Source organism: Nonomuraea sp. NPDC059007 (assembly GCF_042740555.1).
Taxonomy (GTDB): domain Bacteria; phylum Actinomycetota; class Actinomycetes; order Streptosporangiales; family Streptosporangiaceae; genus Nonomuraea.
In genome coordinates this window covers 40216-61475 of record NZ_JBHYJD010000017.1, presented here as the reverse complement: position 1 = coordinate 61475, position 21260 = coordinate 40216, and the positions used below count along the sequence as shown (strand labels likewise).

Here is a 21260-nt window from a genome sequence, read left to right as displayed (position 1 = left end):
CGTGGCGGTAGATGACCGGCCGGGCTGTAACCTTCCGCTCCCACCAAGGGGCAGCCTTGATCAACCACGTATGGATGACGCGACTCGACGACGAGCTGTACTCAGGTCTCGACGACCTGAGCGTTGTCAAGGAGGGCCTTGATGTCCCCGGCTTCGGGGGCGCCGAGCCTGGAGAAGATGTCGAAGGCCTGACGTAGGCAGTCGGTGCTGCGGGTCGTGCTCCCCAGGCCCATCAGCGCCTTGCCGAGGACGGCGAGCGAGAGCGCCTCGCCGTAGGGGTGGCCGATCTCCCTGCTGACCACGAGCGCCTGCTCGGCGTGGCGGACGGCGTCGGAGTAGCGCTCGGCGGTGATGAACGTCTCGGCCAGGCGCGAGCAGACCCGCTGCTCCCACACCCGCTGCTTGCTCGCCCGGAAGAAGGAGAGGCATTCGGCGTGGTGGTGGACGGCCTCGGCGATGCGGCCGACCCGCGACAGGACGATGCCGAGGTGGTAGCGGGCGCGGGCGGTGCCGGCGCCGCTGCCGATCTCGGTGAAGATGGCCAGGCCCTTCTCCGCCGCCGCGATGGCGTCCTCGGGGCGGCCGAGGCCGAGGTGCTCGCGGGCGGAGTAGGACAGGACCAGCGCCTCGCCGGCGGGCACGCCGTTCTCGCGGTAGAACTCCATGGCGGCGTCGAACCAGTTGAGCGCCTCGGTGTGGCGGCGCTGGCGGCCAACGACGACGGCCAGCGCGTTGCGCACCTCGCCGGTGACGACCTTCTCCTCGCGGTCCACCGACAGCTCGTGCACGATCCTGAACTGCTCTTCCGCCTGCTGGAGCTGGTTGCCGGCGAACAACACGCGGCCCAGCACGTACCGGGCGCGCAGTTCGCTGCCGGCGTCGCCGATGCGCTGCCCGGTGGCCAGTACGGCCCGGGTGGCCAGGTCGAACTCGCGGGTGTGGGTGCCCGACTCCAGCAGCGGCTCCATCGCCAGCAGCATGTCGGCCGCGGGCAGCAGTTGCTCGCCGGTGCGCGAGGCGGAGGCGGCCTGGTTGATCGCGGCGAACAGCGCGTCGCCCTCGGCGATCAGCCACGCCACCGCGTCGTCGGCCGAGGTGAAGACATGCCCGCTGCCGACCACGACCAGATTGTCGGAGATCATGCTGCCCTCGTACGCCAGCCGGTGCGCCGACTGGCAGGAGGCCAGATAGAACCCGAGCAGCCGCCGCAACGCCATCGTGCGCGCCTGCGGCCGCTCCGACTTCTCCAAGGTACGGCGGGCGAACAGCTTGAGCAGATCGTGGAAGCGATAGCGGCCCGGCGCCGGCGCCTCCAGCAGGCTGGCGTCGACCAGCGACTCCAGCAGGTCCTCGGTCTCGAACGTGCTCATCGACAGCACCGCCGCGGCCGCCCCGGCCGAGATGTCGGGCCCGTTGGGCAGCGACAGCAGCCGGAAGGCCCGCGACTGGCCGGCGTCGAGCTGGCCGTAGCCGAGCGCGAACGTGGCCTCGACGGCCAGGTTGCCCACCCGCAGCTCGTCCAGGCGGCGCTGCTCGTCGGCCAGCCGCGGCACCAGCGAGGCGACCGTCCAGGAGGGGCGGGCGGCCAGCCGGGCGGCCACGATCCGCACCGCCAGCGGCAGGAACCCGCACGCGGCGACCACGTCCATGGCCGCGCCGTGCTCGGCGGCCACCCGCTCGGGCCCGGCCACGGTGGCGAACAGCGACAGCGCCTCGTCCGGCTCCATCACGTCCAGGTCGATCAGGCGGGCCGAGGGCAGGTCGGCCAGCTTGACCCGGCTGGTGACGATCGCCGCGCACCCGGGTGTGCCCGGCAGCAGCGGGCTGACCTGCTTGGCGTCGCGGGCGTTGTCCAGCAGCACCAGGATGCGCCGCTCGGCCAGCAGCGACCGGTACAGCGCCGAGCGCTCCGACAGCCCTTCCGGGATCACGTCCGGCGGGATGCCCAGCGCGCGCAGGAACGCGCCGAGCGCCGACTCCGGCGCGGTCGCCTCGTCGGTGTAGCCGCGCAGGTCGGCATAGAGCTGGCCGTCGGGGAACTGGTCGTCGGACAGGTGCGCCACGTGCACCGCCAGCGCGGTCTTGCCCACACCGCCGATGCCGCAGATCGCCGCGACCGGGACGCCCTCGTGGGTGCCGCTCTGGGCCGAGGACAGCAGGGTGCGCAGCCGTCCGGCGATCTCCTTGCGGCCGGTGAAGTCGTTGACCGCGGCGGGCAACTGTGCCGGGCGCGGCAGCTCGTGCGCCGGCTCCTCCGCCTCATCGGTGTCGTCGGCGAGGTCGACCACGATCGAGACGGCCAGCGCCGGGTCGGCGGCCAGGATGCGCTGGTGCAGCACGGTCAGTTCGCGGCTGGGCTCCACGCCCAGCTCCTCGATCAGCGCCTCGCGGGTGTCGGTGAACACCGCCAGCGCGTCACCCTGCCGGCCGCACCGGTACAGGGCCAGCATCAGCTGGGCGCGCAGCCGTTCACGCAGCGGGTGGTCGGCGGTCAGCGCGACCAGCTCCGAGACGATCGCGGGATGGTTGCCGAGTTCGAGGTCGACGTCCATGAGCGTCTCGACCACGCTGAGCCGGCGCTCGATCAGCCGGTCGCGCTGGTGGTCGGCGTACGGGCCGACGGCGCCGGCCAGCGGCTCGCCCTCGAACAACGCCAGCGCGCCGCGCATGCCGTCGGCCGCCTCCGCGGGCTTTCCCGCCCGGCGGGCGGCCTCGGCCTCGGCGATGCCGCGTTCGAACCGGGTCAGGTCGAGGGCGCCGTCCGGCAGGCGCAGCGCGTACCCCCGGCCGACGGAGGTCAGCAGCTCGGGACGGGTGCGCGCGGGACGGTGGGGCTCCAGCACGGTGCGCAGCCGGGAGACGTAGGTGCGCAGGGCGCCCAGCGCGCGCGGCGGCGCTTCCTCGCCCCACACCGCGTCGATCATCTCCGTCGGCGTGACCGCCCGGCCTTCCCGCAGCAGAAGCATGCCCAGAATGGAGCGCTGCAACGGGGTACCCAAATCGACTTCCTGGCCGCCGCGCCACGCGCGAACGGGACCGAGCACAGCGAAGCGCAGTTCGCTTTCGATGGCGTGACCAGCCATGCCGTGTGTCTCCCAGGCAATGGAACGATTTGTTACCAAATGATAGATCCATACTTGCCTAACACATAGGCATGAGCCAATTCGTTAACCGAAGCGTTGATTCGGCGTTGATCGGGTGTTGAGCCTGGCCGGTGATGCTGATAGTGCAGCGGGCATGGCCCCGATACGGGGGCGGCCGTGCCCGTCCCCATAGATATGAGGGGCCCCGCCCTGATATGTCGGGCGGGGCCTTAGCGGACGGTTGCTATGCGGCGGCCTCGACAAGCCCGAGTCTGCCGGACAGGCGTTCTCGGACCGCGGGCCATTCTGAGCTCAAGATCGAGTAGAACGCGGTATCTCGGACCGTGTCGTCGGCGCCTCGGCTTTCCGCTCGCCGCACCCCGTCGAAGTGTGCGCCGAGGGCCTCGATGGCGGCCAGGGACCGTTCGTTTCTTACATCTGCTTTGAGCGTGATGCGGTGGACGTTCCAGGTCTCGAAGGCGAGTGAGAGCATCAGGAACTTGCTCTCCCGGTTCACACCTGTGCCCTGGGCCGAAGCGGCCAGCCAGGTGTAACCGATGTCCGCCACGGACGGGACGTCGCCCACCGTCGCGCGAGCACCCGGAGGCCAGGGCATGGGGCCCTGCCAGTACTCCAGGTTCATCAGACGGGTGGCACCGACCACACGGTCGGTGTGCAGCCACCGGATGGCGAAGGGCATCGTGCGGCCCTCCGCCTGCTCAGCCATGGCGGCCTCCACATAGGAGGCAACCTCGTCCCGGCCATGCGGGACGCGAGTGAAGGCATACGTGGAGCGGTCTTCACTCGCCGCGGCGGCGAGGTCTTCGACCGCCGCGAGGCTGAGAGGTTCCAGGCGCACGAGGCGCCCGGACAAGGTGACAAGAGCGGGCATGAGCACATGATGAGGGCTGCTGTGCCCACCTGTAACCACGTGACGCGTGTCAACATTCGCGGGTTGCGGAAAACAGGGTGTTTTCGCAGGTCAACCTGAGGAATCAGCCCAAAGATTCGCCCAACTGTGACACCAGCGAGCGGTGCCGTTCACGTGGCCGCCGCACCGACAGTTCTTTGAGTCCCATGAGCAGGTGGTCGAGGCTGCCGGAGATCCACGGCAGGCACAGCGGGTCGGCCGAGGTGAGAGCGGTCAGTCGCTCCTCGGTGCTCTCCCCGTAGAGAAGGCTCGTGGCCACCCGTACGCGCGCCGCCGAGGGGTCGTCCCCGAAGGCGTGGCCGGGCAGGACGCCGATCCCGTGCTCGTCGAGCAGGATCCGCGTGACCTCGGCGGAGCCGCCCAGCCGCAGATGGCCGAGGTCCGGGTAGAGGTAGAAGCCGCCCTGCGGCTTCGCCACCGCGCAGCCGGCCTCGACGAACCGGTCGTAGACCGCCCGCGACACCTTGGCGTGCAGGCGCCTGCTCTGGTTGACGCGTTCCACCAGCTCGGGCGGTTCGGTGAAGGCGTAGGCCGCGGCGTCCTGGACCGGCGCGGCCGGCGCCGACCAGATCTCGCTGGCCACCGCGAGCAGCTGCCTGCGCAACTGGCTCGCGCCGTCCGGCAGCCGTGCCACGCCGATGCGCCAGCCGCCCAGCGCCAGGCTCTTGCTCAGCCCCGTCGTGATGACCGTCCGCTCGGGCGCGAGGTCGGCCGGAGAGGTGTACGGCAGCGCCGTGTCGTGCAGCAGATCCCGGTAGATCTCGTCGGAGATGATGACCAGGTCGAGCTCGCGGGCGACCTCCACCAGCCGGTGGATGGTCCGCGGCGACGCGAGCCGCCCGGTGGGGTTGTCGGGCAGCGTCACCAGCAGCGACCGTACGGTCCTGCCCTGGGTGCGCGCGTGCAGCACCGCTGAGACGAGCTTGTCGGGATCGGGCGCCCCACCCTCGCCGGGGGGCGCCGGGACCATGATGGGCTTGGCGCCGACCAGGTCGGCCTGGGCCGCGTAGCTGACCCAGCTCGGCGCGGTCATCACGATGTCGCCGCCCAGCGCCAGGATCATGCCGTACAGGAGAGACTTGCTGCCCGGCCCGCACACCACGTAGTCGGGGTCGGTCGCCAGCCCCCGCCGGTTCCAGTAGCCCGCCGCCGCCTCGCGCAGCTCGGCCGCCCCCGCGACCGGCCCGTAGCCGTTGCGCTCGGATGCGGCGACCAGCTTGTCGCGCAGCGCCGGGTGGACGGGCAGCCCCGCCTCGCCGAAAGCGAGATTGAGCACGCGTTCCCCGGCGCGCCGTCTTCGCTCGATGTCCTCGTTGGCCGCCAGCGTGGCGGAGAGGGTAACCGTCATGTTTGTCACGTTCCCAGCGTGGTTGGATAGAGGCATAAGTACAAGCGAGGCTTCATGTGGGTAGGCATAAGGAAGTCCGATGCTCGATCTGCGCCGTCTGACCTTGATCTGCGAGTTCGCCCGCCGGGGCAGCATCGCCGCGACCGCCACGGCGCTCGGTTACAGCCCGTCCGCGGTCTCCCAGCAACTCGTCGCGCTTGAGCGGGAGACCGGTACGGCGCTGCTCGACCGGACCGCGCGCAGCGCCGAGCTGACCGACGCCGGACGCCGTCTGGTGGCCCACGCCGAGCGCATCCTGGCCATGGTCGAGGAGGCCGAATCCGACCTTTCCGCCCAGGCGGGCAGCCCCACCGGGCGCGTGGTCCTGACCGCCTTCCCGACGGCCGCGGTCGCCTTCGCGCCCGCGCTCGCCCGTACGCTGCGCCGCCACACCGAGCTGTCGCTCCGGCTCGGGCAGAGCCGCTCGGGCCGCGGCATGCGCGAGGTGCAGGCGGGTGAGGTCGACATCGCGCTCATCGACGACTGGTACGGCAGAGCCCGCGACAGCGACAGCACCCGGGTCTTCCCCCTCCTGCACGACCCCCTGGTGCTCGTGGTGCCGCGCAAGCACCGGCTGGCCGACCCCGACATCCCCCTCGACCTGGCGGAACTGCGCGACGAGCCGTGGATGGCGACCCCGGACGGCGAGCCGTCCCGCCTGGCCGTGGACCGGCTGTTCGTCGACGTGGGCGGCACCAAGCCCACGCCGTGGGAGTTCGAGGGACTCGGGACGATCCTGTCGCTGGTGGCCAAGGGCATCGGGATCGCCGCGGTCCCGTCCCTGGCGCTGGCGGCGGGCGTGCGCGGCATCGCGGTGCGCACCTTCCCCGGCGATCCGGTCGGCAGGGAGGTGCACGCGGTGGCCCGCACGTCCAGCGTCCACCGGCCGTCGGTGTCGGTGACCCTGCGGGCCATCCACGTGGCCGCCCGCTACATCGCGGCCGATCTGGAGCAGTTGCGGCTGGCCGAGCGATAGCCTCTGCCGCATGGCGCCCACCTACGACATCGAGCGGCAGCTGCTCGCCCTGCCCAGCACCCGCCTGGTCGCGGGCGTCGACGAGGTCGGCAGGGGCGCCTGGGCGGGGCCCGTCACGGTCTGCGCCGTGGTGAGCGACCTGTCCGAGCCGCCGGCGGGGCTGACCGACTCCAAGCAGCTCACCCAGCGCCGCCGCGAGGGCCTCATCGGCGACCTGGAGTCATGGGCCGCCGGCATCGGCTTCGGCGAGGCGTCCCACGCGGAGATCGACACGCTGGGCATGACCGAGGCGCTGTCGCGGGCGGCCAGACGGGCGCTCGAGTCCCTGCCGGTGCGCCCGGACGCGGTCATACTCGACGGCGCCCACGACTACATCGGCCCGCCCTGGCCGGTCCGCCTGGAGGTCAAGGCGGACGCGGTGAGCGTCTCGGTGGCGGCGGCCTCGGTGCTGGCCAAGGTGCGCCGCGACGCGTACATGGGCACGATCGGCTGCGACGAGTACGGCTTCGCCGACAACGCCGGCTACCCCTCGCCCATCCACCTGACCGCGCTGGCCGAGCACGGTCCCACGCCCCACCACCGCCTGTCCTGGTCCTACCTCGACGACCTGCCGAAGTGGCGCCACCTGAAGCGCCACCGCGACCCGCTCGCCTTCGAGGGCCAGGAGTCCCTGTTCGGCTAGATCGGGTAGTTGGCGCGGAAGACGCCGTTGGGGTCGCGCCGCCGCTTGATCTCCCGCAGCCGCTCGTGGGCGCGCGCGCCGAACGCCTGCGCCGCCTTCTCCCCGGGCTTCAGGAAGGTGTACGGCTTGCGCCCCTCCCCGCCCAGCGCGGCGGCCAGCGCGATCTCCTTGCCCTCCACGTCACCGGTGCCCGGGATGCCGAACATGTACAGCAGGTACGGATCGGCCACCGCCCCCGCCGCGCTGTCCGACGGCCGGGCCAGCGCCCCGCCCAGGTGCCGGATCTGCACGCTGAGCAGCGGGTCGATGGGCTCGCTCAGCAGCGCCGCCGCGTGCTCCAGGCTCGGCAGCAGTTCGGCGTGCGACTGGCCGGGGCCCGGGTCGGTCGGCTCCTGCTCGATGGAGCCGAGCTCGTGCACGGGCAGCTCGGCGTGGCTGTCGGAGATCAGGCCGGCGATCCTGCCGAACGGCGCGAGCAGCGCCTTGGCCTCCCGCTCCGGGCCGAGGTAGGTGGAGTCGAGCGCCACGAACGGCGGGGCGCCGGGGAACTGCAGCAGGTCCAGCCACAGGGTCAGCTCGTCCGGCGCCACGGCCGTCACTCGCCGGAACGCCTCCAGCACCTCGGGGGCCCGCTCGGCCGGCCAGAGCAGCCGCCCGCCGTACAGCTGGGGGGCGGGGTGCAGGTCGATCTCCAGGGCGGTCACCACCGCGAAGTCGCCGCCACCGCCGCGCAGCGCCCAGAACAGGTCGGGGTCGGACTCGGCGCTCACCCGGCGCGGCGCGCCCTCGGCGTCGACGATCTCGAAGGCGCGCACGCTGTCGGCGGCCCAGCCCCACATGCGGCTGAACCAGCTCAGCCCGCCGCCGAGGGTGTAGGCGGTCACGTTGACGGCGGGGGTGCTGCCGGCCAGGCCGGTCAGCCCGAGGGGACTGGCGGCTTCGAGGAGCCTGCCCCACTTGACGCCGGCGCCGACCCTGGCCACGCGGCCGTCCAGGGTGACCTCGTCGAGGCGGGAGGTGCGCAGGAGGATCGTGCCCTCGGTGTCGCCGCTGGCGCCGTGGCCGCTCGGCTGGGTGGTGACGGTCAGGCCGTTCCTTGCCGCGTGGCGGACCAGCGCGGCCACGTCGGCGGCGTGCGCGGCGTGGGCGACGGCCAGGACGGGCTGCTCGATCGCCAGGTTCCAGGGCTTGGTGGCCTGCTCGAACGCGGCGTCGCCGGGGCGCAGGATCGGGCCGTCGAAGTTCTCGATGTTCATGGTCTTACGCTCCAGCGGGTTTGCGGATGGTGACGTTGATGCGGTTCCAGGCGTTGATGTTGGCGATGGCCATGATCAGGGCGGCGAGCTGCTCTTCGGTGTAGTGGTCGGCGGCGGCGTCCCAGACGTCGTCGGGCACGCCGGCCGGGTTGTCGCTCAGGCGGGTGGCGGCCTCGGCCAGGGCCAGGGCGGCGCGCTCCTCGTCGGTGTAGTACGGCGCCTCGCGCCACGCGGCCACGGACCAGAGGCGCTCGTCGCTCTCGCCGGCCCGCTTGGCGTCGCGGGCGTGCATGTCGACGCAGTAGCCGCAGCCGTTGATCTGGCTGACCCGCAGGCGGAGCAGTTCCAGGGTGCTCTGGGGGACGTCGCAGCGGCGCAGGTGGGCCTCGACGGCCAGCAGGCCCTGGTACCCGGCGGTGGCGATCTCGATGCGGGCGCTCATGCGTTATTCTCGCTTTCCTGGATGTTTGATATCTAGAATTTGGTCGCGGGAGAAGCCCGCTCAGGTGCGCAGGCTCTCGAAGCGGGCACGGGTGCCCTCGCGGGTGCGCGGATGCTTGCGCTGGACGGTCGCGGCGATGTCGGCGACGGTCTTGCCCGCCAGTGACTTGCGCCAGGCGAGGTCGGCCTGCCGCATGGCCACCGCGACCTCGCAGTGCGCGCGGTAGTCCACGTCGTCACGGCCGCCCGGACCCTTGCGCAGGATGCCCTCGCAGCGGAACGCGTCCTCGCGACCCTCGATCGCGGTCACGATGTCGAGCAGCGTGATCTGGTCGGGCCGCCTGGCCAGCTTGAAGCCGCCGCGCGGGCCCGAGATCGAGGTGAGGATGCCCGCCTTCACCAGGGACTGAAGCTGTTTGTTGAGGTAGGCGGCGGGCAGCTCGTAGAAGGCGGCGAGCTTCTTCGCCGTGACCGCCTCTTCTGGGTCGAGCCACGTCATGTTGACGCAGCTGTGCAGCGCCCACTCGACGCCCTCGTTCATCCGCATATTCTGGATACTAGACCTCCAGAATAGGAAGCGCAACCCGGTTAGCATCTGAGGGGTGCGTATCGGGATCTTTCTGATCGCGGCCCAGTTTCCCGGGCAGGACGCCGGTCAGGCGCTGGCCCAGGCCGTGGAGTGGATCGAGGCCGCCGAGGCGGCCGGGTTCGACGACGTGTGGATCGCCGAACATCACTTCATGTCGTACGGCGTGTGCCCGTCGGCCACCACGCTCGCCGCGCTGGCCCTGGGCCGGACCCGGCGCATCGGCGTCGGTACGGCGGTCAGCGTGCTGTCGGCCTGGCACCCGGTGGCGCTGGCCGAGCAGGCGGCGATGCTGCACCACCTGTCCGGCGGCCGGTTCACGCTCGGGGTCGGGCGCGGCGGGCCGTGGCTGGAGCTGGAGGTGCTCGGCACCGGCGTGGAGCGCTACGAGCGCGGGTTCGCCGAGTCGCTCGACCTGCTGTGCGCGGCGATGTCGGGGGAGCGGGTCGCGGCCGACGGGGAATTCTTCCGCTTCCGCGAGGTGGAGATGGTCCCGGCGGCCCGGATGCGGCCGGTGGTGGCCTGCACGTCGCGGGCGACGCTGGCGCTGGCGGCCGAGCGTGGGCTGCCGATGCTGCTGGGCATGCACGTCGGCGACGAGGAGAAGGCGGGCCTGCTGCGCGAGCACGCGGCGCTGTCGGGCGGCGTCGGCGGGCACGTGGCCGCCGCCGTGGGGTTCGTGGGGGACTCGACCGAGCAGGCGGTCAGGGAGCTCAAGGAGGCCATGCCGCGCTGGCTGGAGCCGGGTTTGGCGGGATACGTGCCAGTGGACGGCCGGCCCCGCCCGCCCCGCGATATCCCGAAATATGTGGACTTCTTGAGTCAGGTGCACCCGGTCGGCGACGCCGATCTCTGCGTCGAGCGGATCCGGCGCACCGCCGAGGTCACCGGCCTGCGCCACCTCATCCTCATGGTCGAGGGCGGCGGGCCGGACCGGACTCTGGACAACATCCGCCGCCTCGGGCGGGAGGTGCTGCCGAGGGCCCGGCGGCCGACACCGCCGGGCCCCGCGCTGCCGGCTAGCAGTCCACCAGCTCCGGCTTCTGGTTGAGGATCTGCGCCCTGGGGGTCACGAACTCGGCGAGCGCCTTTTCGGCCGACGGGTCGAAGACGGCGACCCGGTGGCAGTTCTGGAAGGCGAGCCGTACCCCGAAGTGGCGCTCCAGCGCGCCGCGCATCGAGTCGCTGGCGAGGCAGCGCAGGAGCTGTCCCCGCGCCTCCTCCGACGGCGGCGGTACCTGGTTGTCGGCGAACTCGGCGCCGCTCTGACCACGCTGCTGGACCAGCTCGCTGATCACCGACCAGGCGTAGGGCAGGGAGTCGCGCACGCAGGCGACGAAGGCCGCGTCGTCGACCTCCCCGGCACGGGCCCGATCGAGCAGATCGTTCGGAACGGTCAGCGACATGCTGTCTCCTCACTATGGAAGAAAGGGATCTATCTGACGCTAGGTGAGAGCCCCGGAGGGCTCCAGATGGCGGGAGGGGGACAGTCGTCTATTGGGCCAGCGCGGCAGGGCCGTACACGAAGCCGGGGTCGATCTGCGTGGCGAGGTCGAGGCCGGTGCGCTCGTTGCCCCACGCGCGGGCGTTGCGCAGGTGGAACTCGGCCGTCTGACGGCCGAACCGCGCCCAGTCCTTGGGCTGCGCGTCGAGCTGCTTCAGCAGTACGGCCAGCGCGTCGAGGTTGCCGGTCTCCAGATCGGCCAGCGCGAACGGCCGCCCCTGCTCCAGCGCGCGCACGGCCGGCGAGTGCTCCATCCAGGTCAGCAGGTCGTCGCCCACGTGCTCGCGCAGGAACTCGACGTCGCCGGGGTCCTGCACCTTGTTGCCGACGACCGCGATCGGCACCTCGAAGTCGGCGGCGTAGTCGCGGTACTGCCGGTAGACGCTGACGCCCTGCCGGGTCGGCTCGGCGACGAGCACGGTCAGGTCGAAACGGGTGAACAGCCCGGAGGCGAAGGAGTCGGCGCCGGCGGTCATGTCGACCACGACGTACTCGCCGGCCTCGTCCACCAGGTGATTGAGCAGGAGCTCGACCGCGCCGACCTTGGAGTGGTAGCAGGCGACGCCGAGGTCCTCCTCGCCGAACGGGCCGGTCACCATGAGCCGCGGGCCCTCGGGCGTCGGGACCGTGTAGGGCAGGTCCTCGAACGTCAGCAGCCGCGAGCCGCGCCCCGGCGGGGTGGTCTTGACCATGGCCGCGGCCGAGGGGATGCGCGGGTTGTCGCCGCGCAGCAGGTCCTTGATCTCGGTGAGGCGGGCGCCGAGCGGCTCCGGCTGGGTGTCGAGGCCGAGCACGAGCGCGAGGTGCTGGTTGATGTCCGCGTCGACGGCGACGACCGGGCTGCCCTGGCCGGCCACATATCTGGCGAACAGCGCGGACATGGTGGTCTTGCCGCTGCCGCCCTTCCCCACGAATGCCACGCGCACGCCGGAGCCTCCCTTTGGTTTTGAAAACCGTTTTCGTTCTTGGGTGGGCTCATCATGCCACACTGCGGCCATGAGAGAAGAAGCTTTGGCGCGAGTCGCGGAACTGAACCGAGAGGGCAAGCTGGAGGAGGCACGCGCTTCGCTGCTGGAGTTGTCGGCCGCGTATCCGGGTGATCCGGACGTGGCGCGGGAGACGGCCTACGCGCACGACCGGCTCGGCCTGGAGAAGGAGGCGGTGCCGTACTACGAGAAGGCGCTTGAACTGCGGGCCGATGACCGGATCGGGGTGTTCACCGGGTTCGGCAGCACGCTGCGGGTGCTCGGCCGTTATGACGAGGCGCTGGAGACGCTGGAGCGCGGGCTGGCCGAGTTCCCCGGCGATCCGGCGTTGCGCGCCTTCCGCGCGATGGCGCTGCACAACAAGGGAGCCCACCGCGAGGCGGTGAGCTCCCTGCTGAAGCTGGTGTCCGAGGGCGAGCAGGCCGGTGGGTACGGCCGCGCGCTCGCCTACTACGCCGACAACCTCGACCTGGTCGTGGACTAACCGCAGGTCTCGTCGAGGGCGATCGGGCGGTCGGCGCTCGGTTCCTGCGTGGGCGTGGGCGTGGGCGTCGGCCGCTCGCCGGGGGCGGTGGCGGTCTTGTTCGCCGGGCGCTCGGCCAGCGCCTGCTCGACCTTCCGCCTGATCAGCTGCCAGTCGGGGTAGGCGGTGCTGATCAGCGGCGGCACGAAGCTGAGGCTGCGGATCCTGGTGTCCTTGACCTTCTGCGCCAGGTCGACCAGGGCGGGCAGCAGGCTCTGCGGGATGTCGGTGGAGATGGCCCGCTTGGTGGCGGTGGCCAGGCTCTCGAAGCTGTTGAGCACGGTCATCGGGTCGGCCTGCTTGGCGACCGCGTTGAGCAGGCACTTCTGGCGGCCCATGCGGACGTAGTCGTCGCTGTCGGTGCGCGAGCGGCCGTACCAGAGCGCTTCCTCGCCGGAGAGCTTGCGGGTGCCGGCGGGCAGCAGGCCCTCGCGGTACTTGCCGTAGACGATGGGTTCCTTGATGGTGACCTTGACCCCGCCCATCGCATCGACGATCTGGGCGAAGCCATACATGTCGACCATCGCGTAGTAGGTGACCGGGATGCCGAGGATGCCGCTGATCGTCTGCTTGAGCAGGGCCGGGCCGCGCTGGCCCTTGTGCACGCCTGGGGTCATCTCGGGGTAGTCCTCGGCGTACTGGAAGACCTCGTTGAGCAGGCCGGGCGTGTACGGCGGCTCGCCGGTGAAGCCATAGGGGAAGCGCTGGCGGGCCGGGCCGGCGGGCAGCGGCACGTTCTCCAGGTTGCGCGGCAGGCCGAGCAGGGTGGCGGCGCCGGTGGCCACGTCCACGCTGGCCACGGTCATGCTGTCGGTACGCACGCCCGGCCGGTTGGCGGCGGCGTCGGCGCCGATGAGCAGGATGTTGACCCGGTCGGCCCCGCTCCAGGGGTCGGCGGCGACGACGGGGGCGGTGTTCGTGTTGTTGAACAGGCTGGTGACCACGTCGCGCGAGACATAGGCCAGGCGGGCGGCGTAGGCGGTCGGGGCGACGACCAGGACGCACAGGACGACGGCCAGGATCGTGGTGGCCTTGCGGGCGGCGGTGTCGGAGGCGGCCGGCCGTACCAGGGCATAGGACCAGATGATCACCGTGGACCAGGCGACGGCGATCGCGATCAGCGTGATCGTCAGGGTGGTCAGCCAGCTCGGCTGGACCGCCAGCGACAGCAGATGGCTGCCCAGGACGGTGATCACGGTCAGCACGGAGGCGAGCAGCAGCGCGTAGACGGCCATCAGCGCCAGGCCGGTACGCCGCCGGCCGGTGGCCAGGTGGGCCACGCCCCACAGCAAGGCCGAGCCGAAGGTCAGCGCGATGCTGGCGCCGAGGCTGAATTCGCGATCTCTGGCTGCCATCCCCTGCCAACCCCCGTTTCGAGCAGATCCGTCTCAGATTAGTAACGGTTTAGGGATGATTGGGACAAAATCCGGGTTGTGGCGCGTCAATTCACGGCAACGGAAACTTGCGATATAACGTGAGTGTGAGACGTGGAAAATATGGATTCGACGCGCCGCTGCCCTTCGCGGGACTGGTCGTGGGAGCCGTTGTGCTGCTGGCTCTCACGATCGTCTCCTTCGCCTACGACGTGCTCCCCGCCGGCCTCGCCTTCCTCCTCGGAGGTCTATATACCCTGGCCAGCGCGTTCAGCTACGCGTACACCACACGCCGGGGAAAGTTCGAGATCTGGGCGGGGGAGCTCGACGACCTCGACGGCGGCGAACGCGTGCTCGACCTCGGCTGCGGGCGCGGCGCGGTGCTCATGGCCGCCGCGCGACGGCTGTCCAAGGGGTACGCGACCGGCCTCGACCTGTGGCGCGCCAAGGACCAGTCGGGCAACCACGCCGCCGCCACCCTGGCCAACGCCGAGGCGGAAGGCGTCGCCGACCGGATCGAACTGGTCACCGGCGACATGCGGGCGCTGCCGTTCGTCAGCGACAGCTTCGACACGGTCGTCTCCAGCCTCGCGATCCACAACATCGGCACCGCCGGAGGGCGCGCCGAGGCCGTGCGCGAGGCCTACCGCGTGCTCGCGCCGGGCGGCCGGCTGCTGATCGCCGACTTCCAGCGCACCGAGGAGTACGAGGCGGTCCTGCGCGGCCTCGGCGCCTCCGACGTACGCCGGCGCGACCTCGGCTGGCGGTTCTGGTACGGCGGGCCATGGTTCGCCACCCGGATGGTGGAGGCCGGCAAGCGGTGAGTCTGCAGCGTGCGGGCTTTGAGTCGCGGGTGGGCTGGGGTCAGAGGAGGCGGGGGAGGGCGGGGCGCATGACGCGGAGGGCGGCGCCGGCGTCGGCGAGGTAGAGGTGGGGGACGTCCACGAACACGCGCATCGGGCCCTGGTCCAGGCCGAGATTCCGCGCCATCTCGGCCTGGACGTCCGCGAGCGGGAGGTAGTTCAGGTAGCTGGTGAAGGCGTTCTGGGAGCGGAAGGTGGCGGTCATCAGCAGGCGGTCGTCTCTTGCCCGGAAGGCGAGGCCGGTCAGGCAGGGGACCGAGTCGTACGGCTCGCCTGGGGTGGTCAGGGAGATCCAGCCGCTCTTGCTGTACGGCCTGGCCCGCAGCAACTCCGCCGCCCAGGTCAACTGGCCCTTGATACGGGCGCCATAGCTGTATTTGAACGGCTCCACGATCGTGTCTTCGGTGAATTTCCTGGTGTAGAGGGCCAGCTTGGCGGCGTCGCCGTACCGCTCGACGATGGGGTCGGCGGGGCGCGGGCGGGTGATCTCGACCAGCACGGGCGGGCCTTCGATGACGGGGCCGCGGTCGTCGTCGGCCGGGACGCCGGATATCCAGACATGGCGGATCAGGCCGATCCACGCCTCCCCACATGACGCCCATTGCACTGGGCTGTCCATTTACGTCTCCATATTCGGGAACTTGTAGGGGTTGTGGGGGAGCCGGCGGCGTCTTGTCACGTTGCAACGCACGTAGTAGATCGAGTAGTGCACCAGGGCGACGAGCAGGATGCTGGTCAGCAGCAGGAGCAGGTTCGGGTACGTCCTGGACAGCCCGGTCACCCCGACCGTCAGGTACGCCGAGTTGACCAGGGCCATCATCATCACGTTGATGCCCGGCCAGGTCAGCGGCGCGTAGGTCTCCGGGAAGCGCGGGTCGACGGGCAGGTTGGGTGTCCAGTCGAGCTCGTCCTTCAACTGTGCCGTGTACAGCAGGCGGAAGTTGTTGATGGCCCTGGCCGTCCTGCCGTGCGCGTTGACCGCTTCGATGAGCCGCAGGAACGGCAGCACCCCCAGCAGGCCGAAGGCGGCCACCAGCGCGAAGAGGTACGGGGGAACGGTCTGCCAGGTCGTCAGATCATGGGGATTGACGACCTTGGCACTGGTCAGCGCGATCGTGGCGAGGAACGGCACCGACAACAGGCTCATCGCGAGCCTGGTCATCTTGAGCCGTTCTTCCTTCGCGGCCAGGTGGACCTGGTAGATGCCGCTGAAGTCCACGGCGGCGAGTTGGAGGAAGTGGGTCGCTTCGAGCGGCCCCGGTGAGGGGGATGACTTCCGCATCAGCGTGCTCCTGGATGGCCCGGTGAATCCAGTATGAGCACAGTTTCTGGAATTTGACTGGCTTTCCTGCCAATCATTCCAACAAATCTCAACTCGTGGATGTCAGTGCAGGTCGGTTGATGGTTCTGATGATTGTGTCGATGTATGAGGTGGGCAGAGAGTAGAGGATTCCGGCGATCTCGTGGTCGCCGATCTCGGGGAGCGCGGCGAGGGCGTCGGCGGCCAGTCCGCGGCAGTATTCGATGGTCGTCTCGATCATCTTGGTCTGGCGGAGCCTGGTGAGGATCTCGGCTACTTGCTCATCAGAAATTCCCCTTTGTAGTGATATATCACCGTTTGTGAGGAAGTTCGCTTTTGCGAGGATTAGCGGGAGGCTGTAGACGCCCTGCTTGAGATCGTTGCCCGCGGGTTTGCCGAGTTGCTCGCTGGTGGCGGTCAGGTCGAGGAGGTCGTCGAGGATCTGGAAGATCAGGCCGAACCGCTCGCCGTACGCGGCCACCCTCGCCCGGTCCTCCGGGGAGGCCTGCGCGCAGACGGCGGCCACCAGGCAACTGGCGCGGAAGAGCGCCGCGGTCTTGCCGGTGATCGAGCGCAGGGCGCCGGCCTCGGTGCGGTGCGGGTTGAACAGGTCCGTCGTCTCCAGGTACTGGCCTTCGGCCAGCTCCACCACCGTGGCCGCCAGCACTTCGGCGACCGGGCGCGAGACCGAGGTGATCGCGGCCAGGCCCGCTCTGGCCAGCATGAAGTCCCCGATGACCAGGGCCTTGCCGTCGCCCAGGTCGGCGTTGAGCGTCGCCGCGCCCCGGCGTTGTGTCGCGCGGTCCATCAGGTCGTCGTGAACCAGTGAGCCCGCGTGGATCAGTTCCACGCAGGCCGCCGCGGTGATGACCCTTCTGTCGGGGGTCTTGCCCAACGCCATCGCCGTGGCGAGCGTCAGCGCGGGTCTCAGGCGTTTGCCGCCGGAGTTGATCACACGGGAGGCACCGGCGTTGATCCCCGGCAGCGCCGAGGAGCCGCTCAGTCGCGCTACGCGCGTTTCCACCTTGCGGAGGCCGTTGACGATCGCCGGGTTTCGCAGCAACTGATCCATACCTCCAGACTGCGTCGCTGTGGCTGTGCCGTACCTGAGAGACGCTGAGTTTTTTCTCAGGAGACCCACCAGCCTCACGGGAGGGCGAGGCGGGTGTTGGGGAGGGCGATCAGGGCCAGCAGGGCGACCAGGGCGCCGGCCACTCCCAGGACGGGGATGATCAGGGCGGCGGCGGAGGCGTGGGCGGCGGGCAGGCCGTGGAGCGGGGCCTGCTCGGTCAGGACGGAGGTGTAGGTGGTTCCGGCCAGGGCCAGGGCGACGGAGCCGCCGATGTGGCGGAAGAAGTTCAGGTTGGCCGAGGCGGTGCCGAGGTACTGGGGTGCGACGGAGGCCTGGGCGGCGACCGTCAGGCCGGACAGCATGGGGCCCATGCCGAGCCCGATCAGCGACATCCAGACGATGAGCAGCCAGTTCGGGGTGTGGACGGTCAGGTTCAGGCAGAGGAGCGTGCCGACGATCATCAGGGCGGGCGCGGCGACGAGCCACGGCTTGTAGACGCCGGTCCTGGCCATGAGAACGCCCATGATCCAGCTGCCCGCCAGCATGCCGAGCATCAGCGGGTAGATGCGCAGGCCGGAGGTGGTCGCGTCCTCGCCGAGCGCCTCCTGGAAGTAGCGGGGCAGGAACACGACGCCGGTGTACATGACGAACGCGGTGAAGAACGAGGTCACGTTGACCAGCGTGTAGCTGCGGCCGGCGAACAGGTGCATGGGCATGACCGGCGAGGCGGCCCGCCGTTCCACGAGGACGAAGACGGCGAGCAGCGCCAGCGCGAGCCCGATCGGCCCCAGCACCGGCAGGCTGGTCCAGGTGTTGCCGTCGATGCCCTTTTCGGTCAGGCCGATCAGCAGCGCGCCGATGGCCAGGCTGAAGATCGCGATGCCCAGGTAGTCGGGGCGTTCGCGGCCGGTGCCGGGCTGGTGGGGCAGGCTGCGCGCGACCACGGCGAGCAGCACCAGGCCGATCGGCACGTTGACGTAGAAGGCCCAGCGCCAGGTCGCGTGGTCGGTGAACAGCCCGCCGAGGAACGGCCCGGCCAGGTAGCTCAGCGCCATGACGCCGCCGATGGCCCCCTGCACCCGGCTGCCGCCCTGGGTGGGCGGGAACAGGCTGAGCGCCAGCGCGAGCGACAACGGGACCAGCGCGCCGGCGCCCAGGCCCTGGATCGCGCGGAACGCGATGAGCTGGGTCATGTCCTGCGCGAGGCCGCACAGGGCCGAGCCGAGGACGAAGATGACCATGCCGATCAGCAACAGCGGTTTTCTGCCGTATTGGTCGGACAGCCTGCCGTACAGGGGCATTGTCACCGTCGAGGTGAGCAAGTAGGCGGTCACGACCCAGGTGTAGAGGTCGGATCCGCCCAGTTCCAGGGTGATGCGGGGCAAAGCGGTGCCCACGATCGTCTGGTCCAGCATCGCGATGAACATCCCGCCGAGCGCGGCGGCCACGAGGAGGGTGGTGCTCTGGGGCTTTATGTCAGTCCGCACCTGTGAAGGTTCATATGTAAGTCTTTACATGTCAAGTCTTGGGTATGCTCCGGAGCATGTCCCTGCGGATCGCGTTGCTCGGCCTGCTGGCCGCCAAGGGCCCGGCGAGCGGTTACGACCTGGCCAAACTGTTCGAGGGTTCGCTCAACCATGTCTGGCAGGCCGGACACACCCAGATCTATCCGGAACTGGTGAGGATGGCCGGTGACGGGCTCCTGGCGGTCGAGGCCGAGGGCGCGAGAGGGCGCAAGATCTACACGATCGCGGACGAGGGGGCGCGGCAACTGCGCGAGTGGCTGGCCGATCGCGAGCCGGCCACGACCGTCCGCAGCGAGACCGCGTTGCAGGCGTTTCTCCTGCCGATTCTCGACACGGACGAGGCCATCGCGGCAGTCGAGCGAGTCAAGGCGCGTGCACAGAAACGCCTGGACGAACTGAAATGCCTGCCGCCGGTCGCGGAGAATCCCAAGTTCGGCAAGTACGCGCTGCGCCTCGGCCTGGCCCAGACCCGCGCGACGATCGAATGGGCCGACGAAACACTCCACGCGCTGCGCACCAAATAGGCCATGATCTACCGATGATCGGTCATATCGGAGTCAACGTTCCCGACCTCGAAAGCGCGCGGACCTACTATGACGCGCTGATGCCATTGCTGGGCTTCGAAAAGTACCTGGATATGGCCGATCAGTTCGCTTTCCGTCCGGCGGGGGGCAAACCGGGCGCGTATCTCTTCTTCTATCCGGCGGTCACGGAGAGCGCCTACAGCAGGCACCAGACCGGGCTGCAACATCTGGCCTTCATGGTCAAGAGCCGGTCGGCGGTACGAGCCGCGCATGACTGGGCCATCGGGATGGAATGCCAGATCCTCCAGAAGCCCCGAAATTTCCCTGAATATCCGCCGCCCTACTACGCGACGTTCTGGCTGGATCCGGCGGGGATCATGCTGGAGGCGGTGTGCCACCACGACCGGCCTTGACTCTCACACCGTGTGAGATGGGACGGTATGCCCTATGACGGAACTTGCTGAACGAGTCGACCAGGTCATCCGCGACGGTCGCGCGCCCGGCCTGCACGGGCTCGTGGTGGTGCGTGGTGGCGAGACGGTCCTTGAGCGCTATGGCCAGGGCGAGGACTTCAAGTGGAACGATTCGATCGGCACCGTGGTCTTCGACCGCGACACCCCGCACGACATCAGGTCGGTGACGAAGAGCATCACGGCTCTGGTGTACGGCATCGCCCTGGGCAAGGGCATGGTGCCCGATCCGGACGAGCCGCTGATGGCCGCCTTCCCCGAGTACCCTGACCTGGCCGCGTCCAAGCGAAACCACACGATCGGCCACGCGCTGACCATGACGCTGGGCCTCGAATGGGATGAGAGCGTCCCCTACACCAGCCCGGCCAACAGCGAGATCGCCATGGAGATGGCGCCGGACCGCTATCGCTACATCCTGGAACGCCCGGTCGTCGAGGAGCCCGGCACCCGCTGGGACTACTGCGGCGGCGCCTCCGCCCTGATCGGCCGGCTGATCGCCAAGGGCGTCGGCACCACCCTGGACGCCTTCGCCCGCGACACGTTGTTCGATCCGCTCGGGATCTCGTTCGAGTGGATGGCGGGTGAGGACGGCACGGTCTCGGCCGCCTCCGGCCTGCGCCTGGCGCCGCGCGATCTGGCGGCCCTGGGGCAGGTTGTGCTGGAGGGCGGGCGGGGAGTCGTGCCCGGGGAGTGGATCACGCGGTCGCTCACGCGGCACGTCACGCGGGAGGACGGGTCGGGGTACGGGTATCAGTGGTACCTGGGCGACGGGTGGTTCGGCGGGTTCGGGAACGGGGGGCAGCGGCTCTTCGTCGTGCCGGGCGAGGACCTGGTCGTGGCGATCGCGGCCGGCGAGTACAACGACTTCGGGCAGCCGAGCGCCGCCGCCGTCATGGACGCCGTTCTCCGCGGGTGACCGCGCTCTTGAACGCGGCCACGGCGGCGAGGATCGCGGGGTGCCGGCCGTACCCCTTGCGGAAGGCGACGAGCGTGCGACGCGACAGCGGCAGCGGGGTCAGGCGCACGCCCGGCGGCGGCGCCTGCGCGGCCAGGCCGGGCACCAGCGCGACGCCCTGACCCGCGGCGGCGAAGGCGAGGACGGTGTCGAAGTCGTCCACGTGGTGCCGTACGTGTGGCTCGAACCCGGCCGCCTGGCACGCCCGGATCGCCATCGTGTGGCAGAGCGTGCCCGGTTTGCTCATGATCCACGGGTCGTCGCGGGCGTCCCGGATCGAGGGCCGGTCGGTGAGGTACATCGGCTCCTCGAACAACGGCTCGGCGCAGATCCCCAGATCCACGACAGGCGGCACGAAGTCGTATTCGTGCACCAGCGCCACGTCCAGCTCGCCCGCCCGCAGCGCGGCCGACACGTCCGCCGGGTCGATCTCCGACACCATCGGCTCCAGCGCCGGGTGGCCCGCCGCGAGTTCGGCGAGCGCGCGCGGCAGCAGCACCCTGGCCGCCGACGGGAACGCGCCGATCCGCAGCGGCCCGCCCGGCCCGCCGCTGAGCGCGGCGAGCGCCGCCGTCGCCCGCTCCAGCTCTTCCAGTACGGCATGCGCGTGCGTCACCAGCACCTGGGCCGCCGGGGTCAGGCTGACCGTGCGGCCGGTGCGTTCGAGCAGGGGCAGCCCGGCCTCCCGTTCCAGGGCGCTGAGCTGCTGGGACACGGCCGACGGGGTGAAGTTGGCGGCTTCGGCGACGGCGGCGATGGTGCCGCGCTGGGCGAGTTCGCGCAGCAGGTGGAGCTTGCGGGGGTCGAGCATAAGACAAGCTT

General features: G+C 70.2%; 22 protein-coding genes. 8 read left to right on the top strand and 14 right to left on the bottom strand.

The genetic code is table 11. The features are described from left to right. Nucleotides 1-101: 101 nt before the first annotated feature. The 3 genes from ACFWY5_RS27245 to ACFWY5_RS27235 all read right to left on the bottom strand — a co-directional run bounded on the left by ACFWY5_RS27245 (nucleotide 102) and on the right by ACFWY5_RS27235 (nucleotide 5362). A complete protein-coding gene (locus tag ACFWY5_RS27245) occupies nucleotides 102-3083 on the bottom strand; it encodes a BTAD domain-containing putative transcriptional regulator (protein ID WP_379635181.1) in 2982 nt (993 codons plus the stop codon). Between the two features lie 244 nt (nucleotides 3084-3327). Beyond that, complete coding sequence (locus tag ACFWY5_RS27240; protein ID WP_379613191.1) at nucleotides 3328-3975, bottom strand: GNAT family N-acetyltransferase; 648 nt, start codon at nucleotides 3973-3975, stop codon at nucleotides 3328-3330. Nucleotides 3976-4078: 103 nt separating this feature from the next. After that, nucleotides 4079-5362, bottom strand: coding sequence for a pyridoxal phosphate-dependent aminotransferase (locus ACFWY5_RS27235; RefSeq protein WP_379613192.1), 1284 nt, complete (start codon nucleotides 5360-5362; stop codon nucleotides 4079-4081). 79 nt (nucleotides 5363-5441) lie between these two features. Here ACFWY5_RS27235 and ACFWY5_RS27230 point away from each other — a divergent pair, with 79 nt between their 5' ends. Then, a complete protein-coding gene (locus ACFWY5_RS27230) occupies nucleotides 5442-6377 on the top strand; it encodes a LysR family transcriptional regulator (RefSeq protein ID WP_184959225.1) in 936 nt (311 codons plus the stop codon). Nucleotides 6378-6387: 10 nt separating this feature from the next. Further along, entirely contained in the window at nucleotides 6388-7059 is a 672-nt protein-coding gene (locus ACFWY5_RS27225) for a ribonuclease HII (protein ID WP_379613193.1), read from the top strand. On the opposite strand, the gene ACFWY5_RS27220 is transcribed toward ACFWY5_RS27225, so the two are convergent. From ACFWY5_RS27220 to ACFWY5_RS27210, 3 genes are read right to left on the bottom strand one after another with little or no spacing between them, the layout of a single operon-like run. Continuing rightward, nucleotides 7056-8315, bottom strand: coding sequence for an FAD-binding oxidoreductase (locus tag ACFWY5_RS27220; protein WP_379635179.1), 1260 nt, complete (start codon nucleotides 8313-8315; stop codon nucleotides 7056-7058). The genes ACFWY5_RS27225 and ACFWY5_RS27220 overlap by 4 nt on opposite strands. A gap of 4 nt (nucleotides 8316-8319) precedes the next feature. Beyond that, nucleotides 8320-8757, bottom strand: a complete 438-nt coding sequence (locus ACFWY5_RS27215) for a carboxymuconolactone decarboxylase family protein (RefSeq protein ID WP_379613195.1) — start codon at nucleotides 8755-8757, stop codon at nucleotides 8320-8322. Nucleotides 8758-8817: 60 nt separating this feature from the next. Continuing rightward, entirely contained in the window at nucleotides 8818-9303 is a 486-nt protein-coding gene (locus ACFWY5_RS27210; protein ID WP_379613196.1) for an RrF2 family transcriptional regulator, read from the bottom strand. 55 nt (nucleotides 9304-9358) lie between these two features. On the opposite strand from ACFWY5_RS27210, the gene ACFWY5_RS27205 reads away from it, so the two are divergent. Then, the gene (locus tag ACFWY5_RS27205) at nucleotides 9359-10393 is read left to right on the top strand and encodes an LLM class flavin-dependent oxidoreductase (protein WP_379613197.1); all 1035 of its coding nucleotides are present in this window, start codon (nucleotides 9359-9361) and stop codon (nucleotides 10391-10393) included. On the opposite strand, the gene ACFWY5_RS27200 is transcribed toward ACFWY5_RS27205, so the two are convergent. Both ACFWY5_RS27200 and ACFWY5_RS27195 read right to left on the bottom strand, forming a co-directional pair. Beyond that, nucleotides 10362-10748, bottom strand: a complete 387-nt coding sequence (locus ACFWY5_RS27200) for an SCO5389 family protein (protein WP_379613198.1) — start codon at nucleotides 10746-10748, stop codon at nucleotides 10362-10364. The two genes, ACFWY5_RS27205 and ACFWY5_RS27200, sit on opposite strands and share 32 nt — an antisense overlap. An 88-nt stretch (nucleotides 10749-10836) precedes the next feature. Then, nucleotides 10837-11772, bottom strand: coding sequence for an ATP-binding protein (locus ACFWY5_RS27195; RefSeq protein ID WP_379613199.1), 936 nt, complete (start codon nucleotides 11770-11772; stop codon nucleotides 10837-10839). Between the two features lie 70 nt (nucleotides 11773-11842). Here ACFWY5_RS27195 and ACFWY5_RS27190 point away from each other — a divergent pair, with 70 nt between their 5' ends. Then, nucleotides 11843-12316 (top strand): tetratricopeptide repeat protein, encoded by a 474-nt coding sequence (locus tag ACFWY5_RS27190; protein WP_379613200.1) that lies wholly within the window; start codon nucleotides 11843-11845, stop codon nucleotides 12314-12316. Here the strand turns inward: ACFWY5_RS27190 and ACFWY5_RS27185 are convergent. After that, nucleotides 12313-13710, bottom strand: a complete 1398-nt coding sequence (locus ACFWY5_RS27185; RefSeq protein ID WP_379613201.1) for an LCP family protein — start codon at nucleotides 13708-13710, stop codon at nucleotides 12313-12315. The two genes, ACFWY5_RS27190 and ACFWY5_RS27185, sit on opposite strands and share 4 nt — an antisense overlap. 125 nt (nucleotides 13711-13835) lie before the next feature. Here ACFWY5_RS27185 and ACFWY5_RS27180 point away from each other — a divergent pair, with 125 nt between their 5' ends. After that, nucleotides 13836-14552: a class I SAM-dependent methyltransferase gene (locus tag ACFWY5_RS27180; protein ID WP_379613202.1), complete on the top strand. Its 717-nt coding sequence runs from the start codon at nucleotides 13836-13838 to the stop codon at nucleotides 14550-14552. 40 nt (nucleotides 14553-14592) lie between these two features. Here the strand turns inward: ACFWY5_RS27180 and ACFWY5_RS27175 are convergent, their stop codons facing one another. The 4 genes from ACFWY5_RS27175 to ACFWY5_RS27160 all read right to left on the bottom strand — a co-directional run bounded on the left by ACFWY5_RS27175 (nucleotide 14593) and on the right by ACFWY5_RS27160 (nucleotide 18450). Then, nucleotides 14593-15210, bottom strand: coding sequence for a hypothetical protein (locus ACFWY5_RS27175; protein WP_379613203.1), 618 nt, complete (start codon nucleotides 15208-15210; stop codon nucleotides 14593-14595). Next, on the bottom strand, nucleotides 15211-15873 hold the full coding sequence (locus tag ACFWY5_RS27170; protein WP_379613204.1) for a hypothetical protein: 663 nt from the start codon (nucleotides 15871-15873) through the stop codon (nucleotides 15211-15213). 88 nt (nucleotides 15874-15961) lie between these two features. Next, complete coding sequence (locus tag ACFWY5_RS27165) at nucleotides 15962-16963, bottom strand: polyprenyl synthetase family protein (RefSeq protein ID WP_379635177.1); 1002 nt, start codon at nucleotides 16961-16963, stop codon at nucleotides 15962-15964. A gap of 74 nt (nucleotides 16964-17037) precedes the next feature. Next, nucleotides 17038-18450, bottom strand: coding sequence for an MDR family MFS transporter (locus ACFWY5_RS27160; RefSeq protein WP_379635175.1), 1413 nt, complete (start codon nucleotides 18448-18450; stop codon nucleotides 17038-17040). 56 nt (nucleotides 18451-18506) lie between these two features. Here ACFWY5_RS27160 and ACFWY5_RS27155 point away from each other — a divergent pair, with 56 nt between their 5' ends. The 3 genes from ACFWY5_RS27155 to ACFWY5_RS27145 are packed head-to-tail and all read left to right on the top strand — an operon-like array spanning nucleotide 18507 to nucleotide 20399. Beyond that, nucleotides 18507-19013 carry a PadR family transcriptional regulator gene (locus tag ACFWY5_RS27155; RefSeq protein WP_379613207.1) on the top strand — a complete coding sequence of 169 codons (507 nt, stop codon included), beginning with the start codon at nucleotides 18507-18509 and terminating at the stop codon, nucleotides 19011-19013. Between the two features lie 14 nt (nucleotides 19014-19027). Continuing rightward, nucleotides 19028-19426: a VOC family protein gene (locus ACFWY5_RS27150; RefSeq protein WP_379613208.1), complete on the top strand. Its 399-nt coding sequence runs from the start codon at nucleotides 19028-19030 to the stop codon at nucleotides 19424-19426. Between the two features lie 34 nt (nucleotides 19427-19460). Further along, nucleotides 19461-20399, top strand: coding sequence for a serine hydrolase domain-containing protein (locus tag ACFWY5_RS27145; RefSeq protein WP_379613209.1), 939 nt, complete (start codon nucleotides 19461-19463; stop codon nucleotides 20397-20399). Here the strand turns inward: ACFWY5_RS27145 and ACFWY5_RS27140 are convergent. Next, the gene (locus tag ACFWY5_RS27140; protein WP_379613210.1) at nucleotides 20374-21249 is read right to left on the bottom strand and encodes a LysR family transcriptional regulator; all 876 of its coding nucleotides are present in this window, start codon (nucleotides 21247-21249) and stop codon (nucleotides 20374-20376) included. The genes ACFWY5_RS27145 and ACFWY5_RS27140 overlap by 26 nt on opposite strands. Between the last annotated feature and the right edge of the window lie 11 nt (nucleotides 21250-21260).

Excerpts from the sequence above, each read along its gene's own strand:
- ACFWY5_RS27170 (WP_379613204.1), bottom strand. The coding sequence starts at position 15,873 with ATGCGGAAGTCATCCCCCTCACCGGGGCCGCTCGAAGCGACCCACTTC.
- ACFWY5_RS27175 (WP_379613203.1), bottom strand. The coding sequence starts at position 15,210 with ATGGACAGCCCAGTGCAATGGGCGTCATGTGGGGAGGCGTGGATCGGC.
- ACFWY5_RS27190 (WP_379613200.1), top strand. The coding sequence starts at position 11,843 with ATGAGAGAAGAAGCTTTGGCGCGAGTCGCGGAACTGAACCGAGAGGGC.
- ACFWY5_RS27200 (WP_379613198.1), bottom strand. The coding sequence starts at position 10,748 with ATGTCGCTGACCGTTCCGAACGATCTGCTCGATCGGGCCCGTGCCGGG.
- ACFWY5_RS27230 (WP_184959225.1), top strand. The coding sequence starts at position 5,442 with ATGCTCGATCTGCGCCGTCTGACCTTGATCTGCGAGTTCGCCCGCCGG.
- ACFWY5_RS27240 (WP_379613191.1), bottom strand. The coding sequence starts at position 3,975 with ATGCCCGCTCTTGTCACCTTGTCCGGGCGCCTCGTGCGCCTGGAACCT.
- ACFWY5_RS27225 (WP_379613193.1), top strand. The coding sequence starts at position 6,388 with ATGGCGCCCACCTACGACATCGAGCGGCAGCTGCTCGCCCTGCCCAGC.
- ACFWY5_RS27235 (WP_379613192.1), bottom strand. The coding sequence starts at position 5,362 with ATGACGGTTACCCTCTCCGCCACGCTGGCGGCCAACGAGGACATCGAG.
- ACFWY5_RS27185 (WP_379613201.1), bottom strand. The coding sequence starts at position 13,710 with ATGGCAGCCAGAGATCGCGAATTCAGCCTCGGCGCCAGCATCGCGCTG.
- ACFWY5_RS27210 (WP_379613196.1), bottom strand. The coding sequence starts at position 9,303 with ATGCGGATGAACGAGGGCGTCGAGTGGGCGCTGCACAGCTGCGTCAAC.
- ACFWY5_RS27245 (WP_379635181.1), bottom strand. The coding sequence starts at position 3,083 with ATGGCTGGTCACGCCATCGAAAGCGAACTGCGCTTCGCTGTGCTCGGT.
- ACFWY5_RS27165 (WP_379635177.1), bottom strand. The coding sequence starts at position 16,963 with ATGGATCAGTTGCTGCGAAACCCGGCGATCGTCAACGGCCTCCGCAAG.
- ACFWY5_RS27150 (WP_379613208.1), top strand. The coding sequence starts at position 19,028 with ATGATCGGTCATATCGGAGTCAACGTTCCCGACCTCGAAAGCGCGCGG.
- ACFWY5_RS27155 (WP_379613207.1), top strand. The coding sequence starts at position 18,507 with ATGTCCCTGCGGATCGCGTTGCTCGGCCTGCTGGCCGCCAAGGGCCCG.
- ACFWY5_RS27215 (WP_379613195.1), bottom strand. The coding sequence starts at position 8,757 with ATGAGCGCCCGCATCGAGATCGCCACCGCCGGGTACCAGGGCCTGCTG.
- ACFWY5_RS27220 (WP_379635179.1), bottom strand. The coding sequence starts at position 8,315 with ATGAACATCGAGAACTTCGACGGCCCGATCCTGCGCCCCGGCGACGCC.
- ACFWY5_RS27140 (WP_379613210.1), bottom strand. The coding sequence starts at position 21,249 with ATGCTCGACCCCCGCAAGCTCCACCTGCTGCGCGAACTCGCCCAGCGC.
- ACFWY5_RS27145 (WP_379613209.1), top strand. The coding sequence starts at position 19,461 with ATGACGGAACTTGCTGAACGAGTCGACCAGGTCATCCGCGACGGTCGC.